This is a genomic window from Streptomyces sp. NPDC059534 (genome assembly GCF_042743475.1).
In the GTDB taxonomy this organism is placed as follows: Bacteria; Actinomycetota; Actinomycetes; order Streptomycetales; family Streptomycetaceae; genus Streptomyces.
Genome location: NZ_JBHWAQ010000009.1, coordinates 69,503 through 89,186, shown reverse-complemented (window position 1 = coordinate 89,186; position 19,684 = coordinate 69,503). Strand labels below are relative to the sequence as shown.

Sequence of the window (19,684 nt, the reverse complement as noted above, 5' to 3'; positions counted from 1 at the left end):
CGTTGCGCGTGAGCGGGACGGGAGACGTACAGATGGCGGAACAACGGTCGGGCGGAGGCGCGGAGAGCCGCGGTGGCGGGGCCGCCCCCGAGCATGTCCTGGTGGTCTTCCCCGGATACCACCGGCCATGGGCGGCCTGGATCAACCAGCGACTCGAAGCCCACGGCGTGCGCGCCACCCTGCAACGCTGGGACCCGCCCCGCGAAGTCCCCCTGGAGGACTCCCTCGGCGACCTGCTCCTCGCCCGCGGCCAGGTCCTCCTCGTCCTCAACGACTGGTTCTTCGAACTCGGCCCCCGACCGGCCGGCGAATGGAACGACGTCCTGCGCGGCTTCGTCGCCGCCCAGGCCGACCGGTTCGCCGCCGTCAACCTCACCAACCGCACGCTGCTCCCCGCCACCGCGGTCCTCGAACCCGTCAGCCTCTGGGGCGTCGGCGAGGAGGAGGCCGAGGCACGGCTGCTCGGCCGGCTCGGCATCGAACCCCGCCGCGGCAACGCCCGGCGCCTCCCGACGAGCGTCCTCGCCCGCTACCCGGAGACCCCGCCGGAGATCTGGGGCGACGTCCCCCGCCGCAACCACCGCTTCACCGGCCGCGACGACCTCCTCAGCACGCTCCAGGAACGGCTGATGGACGCCGAGCGGGGCAACGCCGCCTGCACCCTGCTCGGCATGTCCGGCATCGGCAAGACGCAGATCGCCTCCGAGTACGCCCACCGCTTCAGCCCCGACTACGACGTCATCTGGTGGGTCAACTCCGACGACCGCAACGTCCAGCGCGACCGCTTCGGCGAACTCGCCGTCCAGCTCTCGCTGCCCACCGGCAGCGAACCCGGCGAACGCATCCGGGCCGTCCGCGAAGCCCTCCGCCGCGGCGACCCGCACGCCCGCTGGCTGGTCGTCTTCGACGGCTGGGACGCCACCGAGGGCATCGACGTCATGCTGCCCCAGGGACCGGGACACGTCCTCATCACCTCCCGCAACCGCGCCTGGGCGCAGCACACCGACGTCCTGGAGGTCCCCGGCTTCGACCGCGCCGAGTCCACCGGCTACCTGATGCGCCGCGCCCCGCACATCACCGCGGCCGAGGCCGACGAGGTCGCCGCCGAGTTCGGAGACGTACCCCTGCCGCTCGTCCAGGCCGCCGCCTGGCTCGGCGAGTCCGGCATGGAGGCCGCCGAGTACCTGCGCATGGTCCGCGACGGACGGCTCTCCACCGTCGACGAGCCCACGCCGGGCACCGGGATCCCCCACGCCTCCCTCACCTCCTGGTCGATACTGATCAACCGGCTCCGCAACTCCCAGCCGCAGGCCATCGACATCCTCAGCCTGTGCGCCTCCTTCGCGCCCGGCCGCATCCCGCTCGGCATCGTCCGCGCCTATCCCCAGGCACAGCTGCCCGAGGACCTCCGCTGGATGGCCACGGACCTGCCCGCCTGGACCCGCGCCCTGGACACCCTCGTCAAGTTCTCCGTCCTCACCCGGGAGACCGCGGGACCCGTCACCGGCGAGGAGGCCGCACCGCACCAGGAGTCGGTCCACATGCACCGGCTGGTCCACGACATCGTCTCCCGGCTCACCAACGGCGAGCACCGCGACGCCCACCGCAAGGCCGTCCGCACCCTCCTCGCCGAGGCCGACCCGGGCAACCCCACCGACAGCCGTCACTGGCCCCGCTACTCCGAGCTCCTGCCCCACCTCGAACCCTCCGGGGCCCTGCGCAGCACGGACGCCCGCATCCAGGTCGCCATCCTCAACTGCCTGCGGTTCTGCGAGCGCAGCGGCGAGTACAAGGCCGGCATCCGGCTCGCCGAGCGCATCCGCGGCAACTGGACCTCCTTCATGGACCCGCTGGCCCCGCACATGCAGGCGCTGACCACCCTGGAAGGCGACATCCTGCGCCGGTACGGCCGGTTCCGCGAGGCGTACGACCTCGACCTCGCCCAGCGCGACCGGCTCGCCGGCGCCCACCACCGCAACGAGCTCGGCGAGCTCCAGACGAAGATCTCCCTCGCCCGCGACCTGCGCTTCCTGGGCCACTACCAGGAGTCGGAGGAACTCCAGCGCGAGGCCCTCGACGAGGCCAGGAGCCTGCTCGGCGAGAGCCAGGACCTCACCCTCGTGGCCCGCCACAACCTCGGCGTGGTCCTGCGCATGCGGGGCCGGTACCAGGAGGCGTACGAACAGGACGTGGACACCCTCGCCCGCTGCGAGAACATCCTGCGCCCCCACCACGCCTCCACCCTCAACTCCAACAACGCCGTGGCCCAGGACCTCCGGCTGCTCGGCCGCTATCGCGAGGCGCTCGGCCGCCAGGAGGCCAACGTCCGCCTCCACATCCAGATCCTCGGACCCCAGCACCTCCACACCCTCTACGCGCACAGCCAACTGGCGCTCTGCCGACGCCGGGAGGGCGGCTCCCAGGACATCGGCTCGATGATGGCCGGCGTCCTGGACCATCTGGAGCAGGCATACGGCCGCGACCACTACGTGACGCTGTCGGCCGTCACCAACTACGCCAACTTCCTCCGCGAGCACGGCGACCTCGACCTCGCCAGGGAACTCATCACCGAGGCGGAGGCCGGCTACCGCGCACTGCTCGGCCCCGCCCACCCGGTCTCCACCGGCGTGCTCGCCAACACCGCCCTCGTCATGCAGGCGTCCGGCGAGCGGGCCGCGGCGCTGACCATGCTGGAGTCGGCACTCGCCGGCCTCACCGCCACCCTCGGCCCCGACCACCCCTGGGTCCTCGGCTGCGCCCTCAACGCCACCGCCGCCCGCAACTTCAACGGCCGGGTCGCCGAGGCCGCCGAACTCAGCCGCGACACCCTGCGCAGGGCCCGGCACGTCCTGGGCCACGAGCACCCGCTGACCCTCTCCTGCCAGGTGGCGCTCGCCACCGACCTGCGCGGACTGCGCGAGATCGAGGAGGCCGGGAAGCTGGAGGAGGACGCCCTGCTCACCCTCACCAGGTCCCTCGGCGTCCAGCACCCGCACACCCTCTCGGCCCGCCAGCGCAACCGCCCGTACTGGGACTTCGAGGCCAACCTCTGAGAGCCCGCCGAACGCCGGAGGCCCGGCACCCCCTCAGGGGTGCCGGGCCTCCGCGCCGTACGCGTACGGAGTGGTCGATCAGGCTTCGAAGACCTCGTTGACCAGCTGCTGCTGCTCCGCCTGGTGGCGCTTGGCCGAGCCGACCGCCGGGGAGGAGGAGTGCGGACGCGAGATCCGGCGCAGGCGCTCGCCCGCCGGGATGTCCGCACCGACCGCCAGGTCCAGGTGGTCGATCAGGTTGAGCGCGATGAACGGCCACGCACCCTGGTTCGCCGGCTCCTCCTGCGCCCAGATGTACTTCGCGGCGTTCGGGTACTTGGCGATCTCGGCCTGGAGCTCGGCACCCGGCAGCGGGTACAGGCGCTCCAGACGGATGATCGCGGTCTCCGTGTCACCGCGCTTCTGACGCTCGGCCTCCAGGTCGTAGTAGACCTTGCCGGCGCAGAAGACGACCTTGCGGACGCCGGCCGGGTCGACGGTCGCGTCGCCGATCACCGGGCGGAAGCCGCCGGTGGTGAACTCCTCCACCTTGGACGCCGCGGCCTTCAGACGCAGCATCGACTTCGGGGTGAAGACGATGAGCGGCTTGTGGTGCGGGTTGTGGACCTGCCAGCGCAGCAGGTGGAAGTAGTTCGACGGCAGCGTCGGCATGGCGACCGTCATGTTGTCCTGGGCGCACATCTGGAGGAAGCGCTCCGGGCGCGCGGACGAGTGGTCCGGGCCCTGGCCCTCGTAGCCGTGCGGCAGGAGCAGCGTGACGCCGGAGGTCTGGCCCCACTTCTGCTCGGCCGAGGAGATGAACTCGTCGACGACGGTCTGCGCGCCGTTGACGAAGTCACCGAACTGGGCCTCCCAGACGACCAGCGAGTCCGGGCGCTCCAGGGAGTAGCCGTACTCGAAGCCCATCGCCGCGTACTCGCTGAGCAGCGAGTCGTAGACGTTGTAGTGGGCCTGCTCCTCGGTCAGGTAGAGCAGCGGGGTGTAGTCCTCGCCGGTCTCCTGGTCCACCAGGACCGCGTGACGCTGGCCGAAGGTGCCGCGGCGGGAGTCCTGGCCGGAGAGCCGGACCGGGGTGCCCTCCATCAGCAGGGAGCCGATGGCGAGGGTCTCGCCGAAGCCCCAGTCGATGGTGCCGTCGTCGATGGAGGCGGCGCGGCGCTGCATCTGCGGCAGCAGACGCGGGTGGACCGTGATCCGCTCCGGGATGCTGACCTGCGACTCGGCGATCCGCTTCACGACCTCCTGGGAGACCGCGGTGGTGACGCTGACCGGGAAGGCGGCCTTGGCGTCCGGCACGGTCGCCGACGCCGGGGCGTTGGTGGCCTCGCGGACCTCCGCGAACACCTTCTCCAGCTGGCCCTGGAAGTCCTGGAGCGCCTGCTCCGCCTCTTCCAGGGTGATGTCGCCGCGACCGATGAGCGACTCGGTGTACAGCTTGCGCACCGAACGCTTCTTGTCGATCAGGTTGTACATCTGCGGGTTGGTGAACTGCGGGTTGTCGCCCTCGTTGTGACCGCGGCGGCGGTAGCAGATGAGGTCGATCACGACGTCCTTGTTGAACGTCTGGCGGAACTCGAAGGCGAGCCGCGCGACGCGGACCACGGCCTCCGGGTCGTCGCCGTTCACGTGGAAGATCGGCGCCTCGATCATGCGGGCCACGTCGGTCGCGTACATCGACGAACGCGAGGACTCCGGGGCGGCGGTGAAGCCGACCTGGTTGTTGATGACGATGTGGACCGTGCCGCCGGTGCGGTAGCCGCGCAGCTGCGACATGTTCAGCGTCTCGGCGACGACACCCTGGCCGGCGAAGGCCGCGTCACCGTGCAGGGCGACGGGCAGGACGGTGAAGTCCGTGCCGCCCTTGTTGATGACGTCCTGCTTGGCGCGGACGATGCCTTCCAGGACCGGGTCGACCGCCTCCAGGTGGGAGGGGTTGGCGGCCAGGGAGACCTTGATCTCCTCGCCGTCGAGACCGACGAAGGTGCCCTCGGCGCCCAGGTGGTACTTGACGTCGCCGGAGCCGTGCATCGACTTCGGGTCGAGGTTGCCCTCGAACTCGCGGAAGATCTGCGCGTACGACTTGCCGACGATGTTCGCGAGGACGTTCAGCCGGCCGCGGTGGGCCATGCCGATGACGACCTCGTCGAGGCGCGACTCGGCGGCCGAGTCGATGACCGCGTCGAGCAGCGGGATGACGGACTCGCCGCCCTCCAGGGAGAAGCGCTTCTGGCCGACGTACTTCGTCTGCAGGAAGGTCTCGAAAGCCTCCGCCGCGTTCAGCCGGCGCAGGATCCGCAGCTGCTCCTCGCGCTCCACGCGGGAGTGCGGGCGCTCGACGCGGTCCTGGATCCACTTGCGCTGCTTCGGGTCCTGGATGTGCATGAACTCGACGCCGGTGGTGCGGCAGTACGAGTCGCGGAGCACGCCGAGGATGTCGCGGAGCTTCATCATCGACTTGCCGGCGAAGCCGCCGACCGCGAACTCGCGCTCCAGGTCCCACAGGGTGAGGCCGTGCTCGGTGATGTCCAGGTCGGGGTGCTTGCGCTGCTTGTACTCCAGCGGGTCGGTGTCGGCCATGACGTGGCCGCGGACCCGGTAGGAGTGGATCAGCTCGAAGACCCGCGCGGCCTTGGTGACGTCGTCGTCGTGCGACGCGTCGATGTCCTTGAGCCAGCGGACCGGCTCGTAGGGGATGCGCAGGGCCTTGAAGATGTCGTCGTAGAAGCCCTCCTCGCCGAGGAGGTAGTTGGCGACGACGCGCAGGAACTCGCCGGAGGCGGCACCCTGGATGACCCGGTGGTCGTACGTCGAGGTCAGGGTCATGACCTTGGCGATGCCCAGCTTGTTCAGGGTGTCCTGGGAGGTGCCCTGGAACTCGGCCGGGTAGTCCATCGAGCCGACGCCCATGATGACCGACTGTCCGGGCATCAGACGCGGCACGGAGTGGACGGTGCCGAGGCCGCCGGGGTTGGTCAGGGAGACCGTGACGCCGGTGAAGTCGTCCATCGTCAGCTTGCCCACGCGGGCCCGCTTGACGATGTCCTCGTACGCCTGCCAGAACTCGAAGAAGTTGAGCGTCTCGGCCTTCTTGATGCCCGCGACGACGAGCTGGCGGTCGCCGTTGGGCTTCACCAGGTCGATCGCGAGGCCGAAGTTCACGTGCTCCGGCTTGACCAGGGTCGGCTTGCCGTCCTTCTCCGCGAAGGAGTAGTTCATCGACGGCATGGCCTTGATCGCCTGCACCATCGCGTAGCCGATGAGGTGCGTGAAGGAGATCTTCCCGCCCCGGGCGCGCTTCAGGTGGTTGTTGATCACGATCCGGTTGTCGAAGAGCAGCTTCACCGGGACGGCGCGGACGGACGTGGCCGTCGGCACCTCCAGCGAGGCGTTCATGTTCTTCGCGACCGCGGCGGCGGGGCCGCGCAGCGTGATCAGCTCCGGGCCGGCGGGGGCCTCGGCGGCCGGGGCGGCCTTGACCGGGGCAGGCGCGGCGGCGGGCTTCGCGGCGACCGGCGCGGGAGCCGCGGCGGGCTTCACGGGAGCCGGAGCCGGAGCCGGAGCCGCGACCGGGGCGGGCGCGGGAGCCGGAACGGCAGGCGCGGCCTGTGCGGGGCCCGCCTGCGGCGCGGCGGGCGCGCTCGGGGTGGTGGTGGCAGCCGGGGCGGCGGCCGGGGTCTCCGACGTCGCTCCGGGCTTGTAGTCGGCGAAGAAGTCCCACCAGGCACGATCGACCGAATTCGGGTCCTGGAGGTACTGCTGGTAAATCTCGTCGACGAGCCACTCATTGGCACCGAAGGCGGTCGCAGGGTTCTGGCCCTGCCCGTCTTGGTCGGTCGGGGAGCTCGGGGTACTGGGGGACTGAGACGACACGGCGGCAACCGCCCTCTTCCGCTTCACAAGGTGATGGACAGCGGAAATAAAGGCTACGCCTGTCCGGCCGAGAGGTGCAGGCCGGGCACTCCAACGTCGCGCAAGTCACACTTGACGGGGTGTTTCGGGGCCGTGAATGGCGGGAAACAACCCTGGTTCCGTCGGTGTGAGGGTACGGAAAAGCGCGGGCACGGCCCGCTTCGACCGCATCCCTGACCGCGCCCCGCTCACGTGCACGCGGGTCCTGATCACGTACACGCAGAACGTGCGCTTCCGGTTCGAACCCTACGTCAACCTCTCGGGCGAAGGCTGCCCGGAAGAGTGACTCTGATGCGGCAGCCACGTGACGATTCGGCCACACCGATCCCGCCGCCGTGCAGATCCACCGCCCAGCGCGCGATCGCCAGGCCGAGTCCCGTGCCGCCGTCGCTGCCCGGACCGGGCCGGTACGGGGCCGATCCCCGGTTGAACCGCTCGAAGACCTTGTGCCGCTCCGACTCCGGGATGCCGGGGCCCTCGTCCTCGACCTCCAGCACCAGCGAGTCCGGGTACGGGCCGCGCCGGGCCCTGACCGTGACCCGGCCGTGCGGCGGCGAGTGCTTCACCGCGTTGTCGATCAGGTTCGCCATCACCTGGTGCAGCCGCTCCGCGTCCGCGTGCGCGACCAGCTCGGGCGGCGACACGTCCAGGTGCAGATGCACGTCGGTCCGGTTGTGCAGCCCCGAGGTGGAGGACAGGCCGCGCTGGGACGCGGCGAGGTTGGCCTCGCGCAGCACCCCCGACAGATACGGCCAGACCTCGAAACGGCTCGCCCGCAGCGCCACGACACCGTTGTCAAGACGTGACAGGTCCAACAGCGTCTCGACGAGCCGGCCGAGCCGCTCGGTCTGCTTCAGGGCCGACCGCATGGTCTCCGGATCTGCCTCGGACACACCGTCCACGACGTTCTCCAGGACCGCCCGGAGCGCGGCGATCGGGGTGCGGAGCTCGTGCGAGACGTTGGCGACCAGCTCCTTGCGGTGCCGGTCGACGGCCTCCAGGTCGTCCGCCATCCGGTTGATCGTCGAGGCCAGGTCGCCCAGCTCGTCCCGCCGGTCCGCGCCCCGCACCCGGCGGCTGAAGTCGCCGCGCGAGATCGTCCCCGCCACCGTCGTCATCTCGTCCAGCGGGGCCGTCAGGGACTGCGCCACGAACTGGGTGATCAGCAGGGTCGCGATCATCGCGAAGACCGTGATGTACCGGAACTCCGTGGACGTCCTGATCGCCACCAGGGCGAGGCCGGAGGTCAGCAGGACCGCCCCGACGACCAGGGCGCCCAGTTTCGTCTTGATCGAGATCACGATCCGGCGGGGCCGGCGCGGCCGCTCCGGTCCCCGTCCCGCGTGCGGCCCCCCGGGCCCCGGCCGGCTCACGGCGCCGGGGTCTCCAGCGCGTAGCCGACGCCGTGGACCGTGCGGATGCGCTCGGCCCCGATCTTCCGGCGCAGCGCCTTGATGTGACTGTCCACGGTCCGGGTGCCCGAGGCGTCCGCCCAGTCCCACACCTCGGCGAGGAGCTGCTCGCGGGAGAGCACCGCCCGCGGGGTGCCCGCCAGGCAGACCAGCAGGTCGAACTCGGTCGGGGTCAGGTGCACGTCCTCCGTGCGCACCCGGACCCGGCGCTGCGCGTGGTCGATCTCCAGCTCGCCCAGGCGCAGGATCCCGCTGCGCGGGGTGACCGCCGCCAGCGCGGCCCGCTCCACCCGGCGCAGCAGGACGTGCACCCGGGCGGCCAGCTCGCGCATCGAGAACGGCTTCGTCATGTAGTCGTCGGCGCCGACGCCGAGCCCGACCAGCATGTCGGTCTCGTCGTCGCGGGCGGTCAGCATGAGGACCGGGACGGGGCGCTGGGCCTGGACCCGGCGGCACACCTCCAGGCCGTCGAAACCGGGCAGCATCACGTCCAGGACCATCAGGTCCGGCTGCCATGCCTCGGCCGCCTCGACGGCCGCCGGACCGTCCGTCGCGGTCTGCACGAGGAAGCCCTCGGCGCGCAGCCGCGCGGAGATCGCCTCGACGATCGTCGGGTCGTCCTCGACCACCAGGACGCGCCGCTGGGCCCCCGGAGTGGCCGCCGCACCGTGGTGAGTGGTGTGTGTCTGCTCCATTGCCCCGCCTCGCGTCGCCGATGTCGGTGCAGCAGCCTAGAGGTACCGGTGGCGTCCCGGCTATCCAGGAGCCGCCCGGGCGCTATCCGGGACGGACCGCGAGGTGCACCGCGTCGGGGACGCCCCGGGCAACCGGCACCTCTTCCGTCCGTACCCCGCTGAATCCGGCATTCCGCAACGACTCCTCGAAATCGGCGGAAGGTCTGGCGGACCACACGGCGAGGATTCCGCCGGGGTTGAGCCGGGCCGCGCAGGCGGCCAACCCCCCGGCCGCGTACAGGGATTCGTTGTCCTCGGTGACCGTCCAGTCGGGGCCGTTGTCGATGTCCAGGCAGAGGGCGTCGTAGGTGTCGGGGGAAGTGCGGAGGTAGTCCATCAGGTCCGTGTGCAGGATCACGGTCCGCGGATCGGCGAGCGCGGCCCCGGAGATCGCGGCGAGCGGCCCCTGACGGTGCCAGTCGATGATCGCGTCCTCCCGCTCGACGACGGCGATCCTGCCCCAGCGGGGGTCGGCGGCGGCGTGGGCGAGCGAGAAGCCGACGCCGAGACCGCCGACGAGGACGGAGGCGCCGGAGCGGGACCGCTCGGGGAGGGCGGCCAGCGCCGCGTCGATCAGAAGCCGCTCGGAGCGCCCGTCGGAGGTGTCCATGAGGAAGGTGCCGTTGGCGATGATCTCGAAGTGTTCGGCTCTGCGCCGCAGCACGACCTCTCCGTGCGGTCCTTCACGGTGGTCGAGGATCTGGGGGGAGGGCATCGTCGATCTGTCCGCTCTCGCTCGGCAGTCGGTCCCGGCCATCCTCGTGGGGCGGACGGCCGGGATCAACACGTTATGGAGCCGGAGCGTCACGCAAGGTCCTCAGGGGCGCGGGGCCTCGTGCTTCACGAAGTGCTCGATCCGGTTCAGCTCGGGGCGGGCGTCGACCGGGGAGCCGTACGTGCGGTCCCAGGTGACCGGGGCGATCGTGATGTGGCCGCGGTCGAGCAGCCAGGTGGAGTCGGCGTCCTTCCGGCCCTCGGCGCACTCGCCCTCGCCGCTGCCGTCCAGCGGGCACAGGCCGAGGGCGATGTCGAAGGAGTCGCCGTCCCCGCGCTGTTCGAAGGCGTGGTAGACGACCGCGCCGTCGCCGACGCGGGTCCAGACCGGGGCCTTGGCGGGCACGCCCGCGCTGACGTCGGGGTAGTCGACCTTCAGGGCGAACTTCGGGGTCAGCAGCCCGCGCTGCCTGAGCCCGGCGACGAGACGGGCGCCGAACTCGGCGTGGGCGCGGTAGTTGACGCGGGGGAAGTTCAGGTTGCTCTCGTCGCCCGAGGAGGAGAAGGCGAGCGCCGGGACCCCCTGGTCGATGGCGGCGACGGCCGCGCCGACGGTGCCGGAGTCGTTGACGCTCGCGGAGACGTTGGGGCCGGAGTTGATGCCGGTGAGGACCAGGTCGGGGGCCCCGGTCCAGCCGGCCTTGGCTCTGAGTCCGCCGCGCAGGGCGAGCTTGACGGTGTCGGCGGGGGTGGCGCTGGGGGAGTCCTTGGCGCAGGGGCCGGCGGCGAGGCAGACGCCGTAGACCGCGCCGCCGGAGGGCGCCTCGGCGCAGTCCCCCTCGTAGCCGGCGGGCAGGGCGGTGCGGCGCTGGGCGGTGACGACGCCGCCGTTGGTGACGGCGGTGCCCTTGCCGGACTGGACCTGCCAGGGCGCCATGACGACGACGTCGGCTCCGGCGGCGCACATCGCGCGGCGGAGCTCGTACAGGCCGAGTCCGTCGGAGTTGCTCGCCTTCGCGGCCTGCATCGAGTCGTCGTTGGAGATCAGGATCCGCATCCCGGCGAGCGGGCGGGCGGTGCCGTGGGCGGTGGTCTGCGCGGTCGTGGCGTAGGCGGTTGCGCCGAGGCCGAGGAGGACGGCGGTGGCCGCGGAGAGTGCGAGGTACGTGCGCATGGAGAACCCTTCAGGTGCATGACATGCGGGCAGGGGAAAGAGATCCGGGGCCCTGCCCCCCACGGGAGGGCCCCGGATCGCGCGCGGAGTCGTTCAGGTACTCCGCGGTCTGGGGGTGTACCGGCCTGCGGCGTCGGGCCGCGGGTGTCCCGGTCCCGGCCGGTCCCGGCCCGGGGCGTCAGGCCGTGGCTGTCCCGGTCCCGGCCCGGGCGTCAGGCCGTGGGTGTCCCGGTGCGCGGGGACAGGCCGTGGCCGTACGGGAACACCGGGTCCGCCGTGTCGTTCGGGACGTCCGGCCGGGAGGCCGCGACCGCCGCCATCGAGCGCGGCAGCTCGAAGGGCAGCCGCCCCTCGGCCCGCGCCCGCCCGAAGGCCACGTCGAGCAGGGCCTCGTCGCTCGCGCCGTAGTCGGCGATCAGCGCCGCCGCCCGCTCGGCGATCTCCGGCAGGACGGCCGGCCGCTCCAGGTTGACGCAGACCACCGTCGGCACGGCGGCCAGCAGCCCGAGGATCCGGGCCAGCTCCTCGTCGGGGAAGGCGAGGGAGCCGGAGTGGAAGAAGGACTCGAAGAGGTTCGGCCGCTCCTCGAAGGGGGTGCGCAGCCGCAGGACCGCGAGGTCGGCCCCGGCCGGGTCGGCGACGATCTCGCCGTACGCCGCCGCGACCGCCGGGTCGACGTTCTCCACGTACAGCCTCGGCCGGCCCGTCAGGGGGAGCGGTCCGTCGGTGAGGACGGTGAGGGAGCGGCGCTGGGCGGCGGCGCCCGCGGCCTTGAAGTCGGCGCGGCCGACCGTCTCCGCCGCCTCGTCGGGGTCGACGTACCGCCGCTCGTCGAAGAGTCCGAGCAGGAACTTCTCGCGCAGCAGGCGGCGCACGGAGTCGTCGATCCGCGCCTCGGGGATCCGGCCGGACGCCATCAGCTCCACGATCACCTCGGGGCACTGCTCGCCGCCGAACTGGTCGACGCCCGCGTCGAGGGCCTTCGCCGCCCGCTCGGCCACACTCAGGTGCTCGACGCCCCAGGCCCGCGCCTCGTGCGTCTCGCCGAAGATGACGGCGTCGGTGAGCAACCCCCAGTCGGTGCAGACGATGCCGGTGAAGCCGAGCTCCTCGCGGAGCAGTCCGGTGACGACGCCCCGGTTGAAGCCGAAGCCGACCTCCTCCCAGTCGGTGCCGACGGGCTGGCCGTAGTACGGCATCATCTGCGCGCAGCCGGCGGCGATCGCCGCCTTGAAGGGCTCCAGGTGCAGTTCGCGCAGGCCGCCGGGGTAGACCTGCTCCTTGCCGTGCGGGAAGTGCGGGTCCTCGCCGTCCTTCTGCGGGCCGCCGCCGGGGAAGTGCTTGACCATGGCGGCGACCGACTCGGTGCCGAGGCGGTCGCCCTGGAGGCCGCGGACGTAGGCCCGCACGAGTTCGCCGGTCAGTTTCGCGTCCGAGCCGAAGGTGCCGGACTGGCGGGACCAGCGGGGCTCGCTGGCGAGGTCGATCTGCGGGTGGAGCGCGGTGCGGAAGCCGACGGAGAGGTACTCGCGGCGGACGGTGTCGGCGAAGCGGAAGACCAGCTCCGGGTCGCCGATGGCGGCCAGGCCGAGCGCCTCGGGCCAGGCGGAGAAGGCGCCGGCGTTGAAGGAGGCGCCGACGTTGTCGGTGAAGGCGTGCCACGGGTCCGTGGAGAGCGTGACGGGGATGCCGAGCCGGGTGCCCGCGGCCATCTCCTGGACGGCGTTGTGCCAGAGCGCCATCTCGCGGGCGCCGTGGGTGCCGAGCAGGTTGAAGTGGGTGAGCCGCCGGTCCTCGACGAGCTCCGGGGTGGCGAACGGCAGCATCGAGCCGTCGGTGTCGGTCACCGGGGTGCCGTCCGGATTCATCATCAGCATGGAGTGGAAGAGCTGTCCGGCCTTCTCCTCCGGCGTCATCCGGGCGAGGAGGTCCTCCACGCGCTCGTCCACGGCGCGGGTGGGGTCCTGGTAGGGGTTCATGCCGTACGTCCCTGCTTGTGTGACCGGGCTGCGTGACCGGGTCGGCCGACCCGGGGAGGCGGCGGTGCCGGTCTCGGGCGCCCTCAGGCTAAGCGTGAAAACCGAGTAACCACTAGGTTTCTGAAATGTGACCTGGGTCACGCGACAAAGGGGATGTTTCGGGCCCGGATAAGGTGGCCGCATGCCGGAGAACACGGGCCGCACGCCCCGCAAGAGCGCAGGCCGGGGCAGTTACGCGGTCGGTGACGCGCGCCGCCAGAAGATCCTGGACACCGCCGTCGACCACTTCGGGCAGTGGGGCTTCCACGCCTCCTCCCTCGCCCGGATCGCCAACGACTGCGGCATCACCCAGGGTGGATTGCTGCACCACTTCCGCAGCAAGGAGGACCTGCTCCTCTCGGTCCTCGCGCAGAGCGAACAGCACGACGTGGAGCGGCTCTTCAGCGTCGACCCCGAGTCGTACGAGGCGTACCTCGACACCCTCGTCGCCCTGATCGAGGAGAACACCCGGCGCCCCGGCATCGTCCGCATGTTCAACGTCCTGGTGGGCGAGTCCGGCAACGTCGGCCACCCCGCCCACGCGTACTTCAAGGAGCGCTACGCGCGCGTGCTCCGGCACACGGTCGACCTCCTGGAGCAGGCCGTCCGGCGCGGCGAACTCCGCCCCGACACCGACTGCCCGGCCGTCGCCCGGGAGCACCTCGCCGTCATGGACGGCCTGCAGATCCAGTGGGCCCTCGACCCGTCCTCGATGGACATGCCGGCCCGTGTCGGCGCCTACCTGCGGCGGCAGTACGCGGCGATCGCCGCCCCGAAGGGCTGACGCGAACGCCCGGCGGCGCCCTGTCCGGTGTCCCGCCGGTCAGGCCGCCGCCTTGCCCGCCTCCCACTCGCGGCCGATCCCGCGCAGCAGCTTCGGGTACACGCCCAGGTACCGGAACGGCTTGATCCCCGCCATGTAGACGGCGCCGAGCAGGCCGTTGGGCTTCACGAGGACGGCCATCCGGGCACGGTGGCGGCCCGGGGCGCCGTCCGGGACCCAGCCGATGTGCATTACCGCGTGCACGGTCCGGTTCGCGCTCTCCGCCACCCACTCGTCGTGCGTCCGGTAGACGGACGTGAAGGGGACCGCCCGCAGATCGGGCCCGCGTGGCCCCTCGCGGAGGTCCTCGGGGAGCCGGTCCCGGAGGGTCTCCACGCGCGCGCCGAGGCCGGCGGCGGGCTTGTCCCAGCCGAGCAGCGCGCCCAGCTTCCAGCGGATCGCGAAGAGCGTGCGGACCACGGGGGAGGAGAGGGCGGTTCCCCCGCCGCTCGTGAACTGCCGTACCAGCCGGTCGAGATCGTCCGGGCCGCCCGTGACGGGCAGTTCCCACACGTCCTCGACCTGGAAGTCGCCGGTGAACTCGTGGATCCGCCACGGGCGGGAGGTGTGCGCGGTGCGGGGAAGTCTCATGGCCGTACCCCTGTTCCGACGCCGGGACGACGTCTCTGCGATGGATCTATACGGTGGCGTATAGATCAAGCGTAGACCCGTCTGTACGGCGCCGTATAGTCGGGCGGACGAGTGGCGCGGTGAGGAGGGACACACCATGGGAGCGATTCGCACCCCCCGGGGCCGGTGGATCGAGGAGGGCCTTCGCGCGCTGGCCGACGGCGGCCCCGAAGCCGTGCGGATCGAGCCGCTGGCCCAGGCGCTCGGCGTCAGCAAGGGCGGCTTCTACGGCTACTTCGCCAACCGCGACGCCCTGCTCGACGAGATGCTCGACACCTGGGAGCAGGGAGTTACCGATGCCGTGATCGAGCGGGTCGAGAGCGGCGGCGGGGACCCCCGGGCCAAGCTGGAGCGGCTCTTCGGCCTGGTCCGCGACGCCGTCGGCGAACCGGTGACCGGCACCGCCGTCGACCTCGCGATCCGCGACTGGGCCCGGCGTGACGAGACCGTCGCCGCACGCCTGCGCCGCACCGACGACCGGCGCATGGAGTACCTGCGTTCGCTCTTCCGGAGCTTCTGCCCCGACGAGGACGACGTCGAGGCCCGCTGCATGCTGGTCTTCTCGCTGCGCGTCGCCAACCCCCTCATCGCGGCCGGCCACGGCACGCGCACGCGCGCGGACGTGCTGGCGCTCACCAAGGACTGGCTGCTCAGGTAGCCGCCGTCGCACCCGGCCGGTCCGGGGCGCGGTGGCCGGTGTTCACCGGCCGGTCGGCGGGCCGCCCTCGGGCAGGGCGGCGAAGACGCGCTGAAGGGCGGCCGGGCGCTCGCCGTCGCCCGCGACGACCAGGCGGTGGCGGTACGTGACGTAGTACTGGAAGCCGTCGGGGATCGGGCTGCCGGTCGGGCGCTCCGGGACCCGGGCGTAGGCGGGGTCCTCCAGGGCGGCGCGGAGTTCGGCGGCCTCGGCGGGGGTCTGGCGCCCGGTGCGGGGCGGCTTGGTGCCGGAACGGCTGGTCCAGGTGCCGTCGTAGTGGACGACGAGCTGGTTGCGGACGCCGGCGAGGCCGCCGTTGACCACCACCTCGACGAGGACCTCGCCCGGCTGGGGGTCCTGGGACGGGGTGGCCGGCACCGTCGTGGCGGCGCCGGCCGACGGGTCCGCCGGGGGCGCGGTGGGCGCGGTCGCCTCCGAGGGCGGCCCGCCGGGCGCGGGCGACACCACCGGCCCGCAACCGCTCGCCCCGCCGACGGCCAGGGCCGCCGCCAGCAGCAGGGACCCGCACCACTTCCCGTGTACGCCTCGCACCATGGGTCGAGCATGCCCCGTAAGGGGTGTCCCGCGCAGCCGGACGGGCTCGGTTCCCGGACCCGGCGGGGTGCGGCCGGCGGTCCGGTGCCCGTCAGGCGCCGTCGCGGACGATGCCGGTGAGCGGGCCCCGGTAGCGCCAGTCGAGCGAGTCGTAGAGGGCGAAGCCGTCGGTGGTGGCCGCGAGGACCCCGGTCGTGGCGCCCGCCTGGGCGGCGGCGGCCTCCAGGGTGCGCATGACGTTGGCGCCGAGGCCGCGCCGCCGGTGGGCGGGGTCGGTCTCGATCTGGTCGGCGACGGCCGTGGAGCCGGTCGGGGCGATCTGGCCGCGGGCGGCGAGGGTGCCGTCCGGGGCGAGGATCCGGACCCGGATGACGCCGTCCCGGGTCTCGGTGGTCCGGACGTACGCCTCCGGGGGCGCGGGCCGGGCGCCCGGGTCCAGCGGCTTGACCATCATGAAACCGGGGTCGTCGGGGACGGTCCACCCCTCGGTGATCCAGGGGGCCACGTCCTCCGGGGACGCCATGACCTTGAGCCAGCTGTACGGCTCGGTGAGCCGGGTGCAGAGCGCCCCGACGGAGGCCGCGTCGGGGGCCGGCAGGACGTGCCGCACGACGTGGCGGGGCAGGCCGACGTCGATGCGGTGGCCCCAGGGTTCGGTGACGGCGGCCGGAGTGCCACGGGAGACGGTCCAGCCCGCCACCCAGGCCGATGTAATGGCTGCAATATCCATGCAGGGATTACATCTCGTGCCACGCGCCCGCGTGGGGGTGATCGCTCAGAGCGAACGAACGTCCGGGAACATTCCGGGGCTCAGGTGCATTGAGTCGGTACAGCTCAACTTGACTGCCGAAGGGGAGATCATGGCTTCTGAGTCCATGGCGTCCGTGCCGCTCACTCTGCCTGTGCTGCCGCTCGACGACGAGGTCGTGCTGCCCGGAATGGTGGTGCCGCTCGACCTGTCCGACACCGATGTACGCGCCGCCGTCGAGGCCGCCCAGTCCGCCGCCCGCCCCGGCGCGGGCAAGCCGCGGGTACTGCTGGTGCCCCGCGTCGACGGGACCTACGCCGGAACCGGCGTCCTGGGCGTCGTCGAACAGGTGGGACGCCTGTCCGACGGCGACCCCGGCGCACTGATCCGCGGCATCGGCCGCGTCCGCATCGGCGCCGGCACGACCGGCCCCGGCGCGGCCCTGTGGGTCGAGGGCGGCACGGTCGAGGAGATCCTGCCCGACCCGCTGCCCGGCTCCGTGACCGAACTGGTCAAGGAGTACAAGGCACTCGCCACCAGCTGGCTCACGAAGCGCGGCGCCTGGCAGGTCGTCGACCGCGTCCAGCAGATCGACGGCGTCGGCGCCCTCGCCGACAACTCCGGATACTCGCCCTTCCTCACCGTCGAGCAGAAGGTCGCGCTCCTGGAGACGGCCGACCCGGTCGCCCGCCTCAAGCTCGCCACCGCCCAGCTCCGCGAGCACCTCGCCGAGCAGGACGTCGCCGAGACCATCGCCAAGGACGTCCAGGAGGGCGTCGACAAGCAGCAGCGCGAGTTCCTGCTCCGCCGTCAGCTCGAAGCCGTCCGCAAGGAGCTCCGCGACCTCAACGGCGAGGTCGAGGGCGACGAGTCCGACGACTACCGCGCCCGCGTGGAGGCCGCCGACCTGCCCGAGAAGGTCCGCGAGGCCGCCCTCAAGGAGGTCGAGAAGCTGGAGCGGTCCAGCGACCAGTCCCCCGAGGGCTCCTGGATCCGCACCTGGCTCGACACCGTCCTCGAACTGCCGTGGAACGAGCGGACCGAGGACCGCTACGACATCCGGGGCGCCCGCGCCGTCCTCGACGCCGAGCACGCCGGCCTCGACGACGTGAAGGAACGCATCACCGAGTACCTCGCGGTGCGCAAGCGCCGCTCCGACCGGGGCCTCGGCGTCGTCGGCGGCCGCCGCGGCGGAGCCGTGCTCGCCCTCGTCGGCCCGCCCGGCGTCGGCAAGACCTCGCTCGGCGAGTCCGTCGCGCACGCCATGGGCCGCGAGTTCGTCCGCGTCGCCCTCGGCGGCGTACGGGACGAGGCGGAGATCCGCGGCCACCGGCGGACCTACGTCGGCGCCCTGCCCGGCCGGATCGTCCGCGCCGTCAAGGAAGCCGGGTCGATGAACCCGGTGGTCCTGCTCGACGAGATCGACAAGGTCGGCTCCGACTTCCGCGGCGACCCCGCGGCGGCCCTCCTCGAAGTCCTCGACCCGGCGCAGAACCACACCTTCCGCGACCACTACCTGGAAGTCGAACTCGACCTCTCCGACGTCGTCTTCCTGGCCACGGCCAACGTCCTCGAAGCCATCCCGGAGGCGCTCCTCGACCGCATGGAGCTGGTCAGGCTCGACGGCTACACGGAGGACGAGAAGGTCGTCATCGCCCGCGACCACCTGCTCCCGCGCCAGCTGGAGCGGGCCGGCCTGGAGTCCGGCGAGGTCGTCCTGGAGGACGCAGCCCTGCGGAAGCTGGCCGGCGAGTACACCCGCGAGGCGGGCGTGCGCACCCTGGAGCGGTCGATCGCCCGGCTGCTGAGGAAGGTCGCCGCCCAGCACGAACTGGGCGACCGCGAGCTGCCGTTCGCGGTCGGTCCCGAGGACCTGCGGGAGCTCATCGGGCGTCCGCACCACGTGCCGGAGTCGGCCCAGGACCCGGCCGAGCGGCGCACGGCGGTGCCCGGTGTCGCCACCGGGCTCGCCGTGACGGGCGCGGGCGGCGACGTGCTCTTCGTCGAGGCGTCCCTCGCCGACCCGGAGACCGGCGCCGCGGGACTGACCCTCACCGGCCAGCTGGGCGACGTGATGAAGGAGTCGGCGCAGATCGCGCTCTCCTTCCTCCGCTCGCACGGCGCGGAGCTGGAGCTGCCCGTCACCGGCCTCAAGGACCGGGGCGTGCACATTCACTTCCCGGCGGGTGCCGTGCCCAAGGACGGCCCGAGCGCGGGCGTGACCATGACGACCGCGCTGGCGTCCCTGCTGAGCGGCCGCCTGGTCCGCACGGACGTCGCCATGACCGGCGAGGTCTCCCTCACCGGCCGGGTGCTCCCGATCGGCGGCGTGAAGCAGAAGCTCCTCGCCGCGCACCGGGCGGGCATCACCACGGTCGTGATCCCCAAGCGGAACGAGGCCGACCTGGACGACGTCCCGGCCGAGATCCTGGAGAAGCTGGAGGTCCACCCGGTGACGGACGTCCGGCAGGTCCTGGAGATCGCGCTGGCCCCGGCGGCGGTGCCGGTGGGCGTGGCCGCGTAACTTCCCGCGCCGGAGCGGGGTGTCCTGCCGGGGCACCCCGTTCCGGCGTATCCGGATGTCGGTCGGGGCTGTCATGCTCGTACGCATGAACGAAGACGCCTTCTGGGCTCTCATCGACGAGTTGAGCCGCCGTCCCGGTGACCGGGACGAACGGCTGGAGTGGCTGCGGGCCGAGCTGGTACGGCGTCCGGCGACCGAGAGCGTGGCGTTCCAGGTGCGGCTCGAGGAGGCGTGCGAGGGCGCCGACTCGCGCGCGGTGTGGACGGCGGCGGACCTGGTCGAGGGCGGCGACTGCACGGACGACGGCTTCCACTACTTCACGCTCTGGCTCGTGGGCCAGGGACGCAAGGTGTACGAGTCGGTCGTCGCCGACCCGGACACGCTGGCCGACGTGTCGGGGATACGGGCGCTCGTGGGCCGGCACCGCGACACGTGGGGCGACCACGAGTGGCCCGAGTGGGAGGAGCTCGACTACGTCGCGCAGGACGCGTTCGACGAGCTGACCGGCCAGGAGGACGACGAGGGGGACGCGTTCCTCGACGCGGTCGAGGAGCTCGCGGGAGAGCGGGAAGAGGACGAGGTGCCCTGGGGGTCTCGGCCGGAGGGGTTGGCGATTCCCCGGCTCGCCGCCCTCTTCCCGCCCCGGTCGTCCGGCTCCTAGGAGGCGCGGGGTCCCCGGCTGACCGGGGACCC

At 72.2% G+C, this 19,684-nt stretch carries 14 protein-coding genes; 5 read left to right on the top strand and 9 right to left on the bottom strand.

What is annotated here, in order from left to right; all coding sequences use genetic code 11:
* Nucleotides 1-32: 32 nt before the first annotated feature.
* Nucleotides 33-3,053, top strand: coding sequence for an FxSxx-COOH system tetratricopeptide repeat protein (gene fxsT / locus ACFVZH_RS13805; protein ID WP_384896577.1), 3,021 nt, complete (start codon nt 33-35; stop codon nt 3,051-3,053).
* Nucleotides 3,054-3,131: 78 nt separating this feature from the next.
* On the opposite strand, the gene ACFVZH_RS13800 is transcribed toward fxsT, so the two are convergent.
* From ACFVZH_RS13800 to ACFVZH_RS13775, 6 genes are all read right to left on the bottom strand, one after another.
* The gene (locus tag ACFVZH_RS13800) at nt 3,132-6,923 is read right to left on the bottom strand and encodes a multifunctional oxoglutarate decarboxylase/oxoglutarate dehydrogenase thiamine pyrophosphate-binding subunit/dihydrolipoyllysine-residue succinyltransferase subunit (RefSeq protein WP_384896575.1); all 3,792 of its coding nucleotides are present in this window, start codon (nt 6,921-6,923) and stop codon (nt 3,132-3,134) included.
* Between the two features lie 290 nt (nt 6,924-7,213).
* On the bottom strand, nt 7,214-8,266 hold the full coding sequence (locus ACFVZH_RS13795; RefSeq protein WP_384896884.1) for an ATP-binding protein: 1,053 nt from the start codon (nt 8,264-8,266) through the stop codon (nt 7,214-7,216).
* Between the two features lie 65 nt (nt 8,267-8,331).
* Nucleotides 8,332-9,069 carry a response regulator transcription factor gene (locus tag ACFVZH_RS13790; protein WP_384896572.1) on the bottom strand — a complete coding sequence of 246 codons (738 nt, stop codon included), beginning with the start codon at nt 9,067-9,069 and terminating at the stop codon, nt 8,332-8,334.
* 82 nt (nt 9,070-9,151) lie between these two features.
* Complete coding sequence (locus ACFVZH_RS13785) at nt 9,152-9,823, bottom strand: spermidine synthase (protein ID WP_384896570.1); 672 nt, start codon at nt 9,821-9,823, stop codon at nt 9,152-9,154.
* Between the two features lie 102 nt (nt 9,824-9,925).
* Nucleotides 9,926-10,996, bottom strand: a complete 1,071-nt coding sequence (gene surE, locus ACFVZH_RS13780; RefSeq protein WP_384896567.1) for a 5'/3'-nucleotidase SurE — start codon at nt 10,994-10,996, stop codon at nt 9,926-9,928.
* Nucleotides 10,997-11,208: 212 nt separating this feature from the next.
* The gene (locus ACFVZH_RS13775) at nt 11,209-12,975 is read right to left on the bottom strand and encodes a glycoside hydrolase family 3 protein (RefSeq protein WP_384896564.1); all 1,767 of its coding nucleotides are present in this window, start codon (nt 12,973-12,975) and stop codon (nt 11,209-11,211) included.
* A 181-nt stretch (nt 12,976-13,156) separates the two neighbouring features.
* On the opposite strand from ACFVZH_RS13775, the gene ACFVZH_RS13770 reads away from it, so the two are divergent.
* On the top strand, nt 13,157-13,798 hold the full coding sequence (locus tag ACFVZH_RS13770; protein ID WP_384896561.1) for a TetR/AcrR family transcriptional regulator: 642 nt from the start codon (nt 13,157-13,159) through the stop codon (nt 13,796-13,798).
* A gap of 39 nt (nt 13,799-13,837) precedes the next feature.
* On the opposite strand, the gene ACFVZH_RS13765 is transcribed toward ACFVZH_RS13770, so the two are convergent.
* Nucleotides 13,838-14,428: a DUF2867 domain-containing protein gene (locus ACFVZH_RS13765; RefSeq protein WP_384896559.1), complete on the bottom strand. Its 591-nt coding sequence runs from the start codon at nt 14,426-14,428 to the stop codon at nt 13,838-13,840.
* A 136-nt stretch (nt 14,429-14,564) separates the two neighbouring features.
* On the opposite strand from ACFVZH_RS13765, the gene ACFVZH_RS13760 reads away from it, so the two are divergent.
* Nucleotides 14,565-15,125, top strand: a complete 561-nt coding sequence (locus ACFVZH_RS13760; protein ID WP_384896556.1) for a TetR/AcrR family transcriptional regulator — start codon at nt 14,565-14,567, stop codon at nt 15,123-15,125.
* A 42-nt stretch (nt 15,126-15,167) separates the two neighbouring features.
* Here ACFVZH_RS13760 and ACFVZH_RS13755 read toward each other — a convergent pair whose 3' ends face one another.
* A complete protein-coding gene (locus tag ACFVZH_RS13755) occupies nt 15,168-15,719 on the bottom strand; it encodes a hypothetical protein (RefSeq protein WP_384896553.1) in 552 nt (183 codons plus the stop codon).
* 91 nt (nt 15,720-15,810) lie between these two features.
* A complete protein-coding gene (locus ACFVZH_RS13750; protein WP_384896550.1) occupies nt 15,811-16,449 on the bottom strand; it encodes a GNAT family N-acetyltransferase in 639 nt (212 codons plus the stop codon).
* A gap of 130 nt (nt 16,450-16,579) precedes the next feature.
* On the opposite strand from ACFVZH_RS13750, the gene lon reads away from it, so the two are divergent.
* Together lon and ACFVZH_RS13740 are read left to right on the top strand one after the other, a co-directional pair.
* The gene (lon, locus tag ACFVZH_RS13745) at nt 16,580-18,991 is read left to right on the top strand and encodes an endopeptidase La (protein ID WP_384896547.1); all 2,412 of its coding nucleotides are present in this window, start codon (nt 16,580-16,582) and stop codon (nt 18,989-18,991) included.
* An 85-nt stretch (nt 18,992-19,076) separates the two neighbouring features.
* Nucleotides 19,077-19,652 (top strand): DUF4240 domain-containing protein, encoded by a 576-nt coding sequence (locus ACFVZH_RS13740; protein ID WP_384896544.1) that lies wholly within the window; start codon nt 19,077-19,079, stop codon nt 19,650-19,652.
* Nucleotides 19,653-19,684 lie beyond the last annotated feature (32 nt).

Bases quoted from the DNA above. Each gene is read 5' to 3' on its own strand.
- ACFVZH_RS13760 (WP_384896556.1), top strand. From the start codon at position 14,565: ATGGGAGCGATTCGCACCCCCCGGGGCCGGTGGATCGAGGAGGGCCTT.
- fxsT (WP_384896577.1), top strand. From the start codon at position 33: ATGGCGGAACAACGGTCGGGCGGAGGCGCGGAGAGCCGCGGTGGCGGG.
- ACFVZH_RS13765 (WP_384896559.1), bottom strand. From the start codon at position 14,428: ATGAGACTTCCCCGCACCGCGCACACCTCCCGCCCGTGGCGGATCCAC.
- ACFVZH_RS13790 (WP_384896572.1), bottom strand. From the start codon at position 9,069: ATGGAGCAGACACACACCACTCACCACGGTGCGGCGGCCACTCCGGGG.
- ACFVZH_RS13740 (WP_384896544.1), top strand. From the start codon at position 19,077: ATGAACGAAGACGCCTTCTGGGCTCTCATCGACGAGTTGAGCCGCCGT.
- ACFVZH_RS13770 (WP_384896561.1), top strand. From the start codon at position 13,157: ATGCCGGAGAACACGGGCCGCACGCCCCGCAAGAGCGCAGGCCGGGGC.
- ACFVZH_RS13750 (WP_384896550.1), bottom strand. From the start codon at position 16,449: ATGGATATTGCAGCCATTACATCGGCCTGGGTGGCGGGCTGGACCGTC.
- ACFVZH_RS13775 (WP_384896564.1), bottom strand. From the start codon at position 12,975: ATGAACCCCTACCAGGACCCCACCCGCGCCGTGGACGAGCGCGTGGAG.
- ACFVZH_RS13755 (WP_384896553.1), bottom strand. From the start codon at position 15,719: ATGGTGCGAGGCGTACACGGGAAGTGGTGCGGGTCCCTGCTGCTGGCG.
- surE (WP_384896567.1), bottom strand. From the start codon at position 10,996: ATGCGCACGTACCTCGCACTCTCCGCGGCCACCGCCGTCCTCCTCGGC.
- lon (WP_384896547.1), top strand. From the start codon at position 16,580: ATGGCTTCTGAGTCCATGGCGTCCGTGCCGCTCACTCTGCCTGTGCTG.
- ACFVZH_RS13785 (WP_384896570.1), bottom strand. From the start codon at position 9,823: ATGCCCTCCCCCCAGATCCTCGACCACCGTGAAGGACCGCACGGAGAG.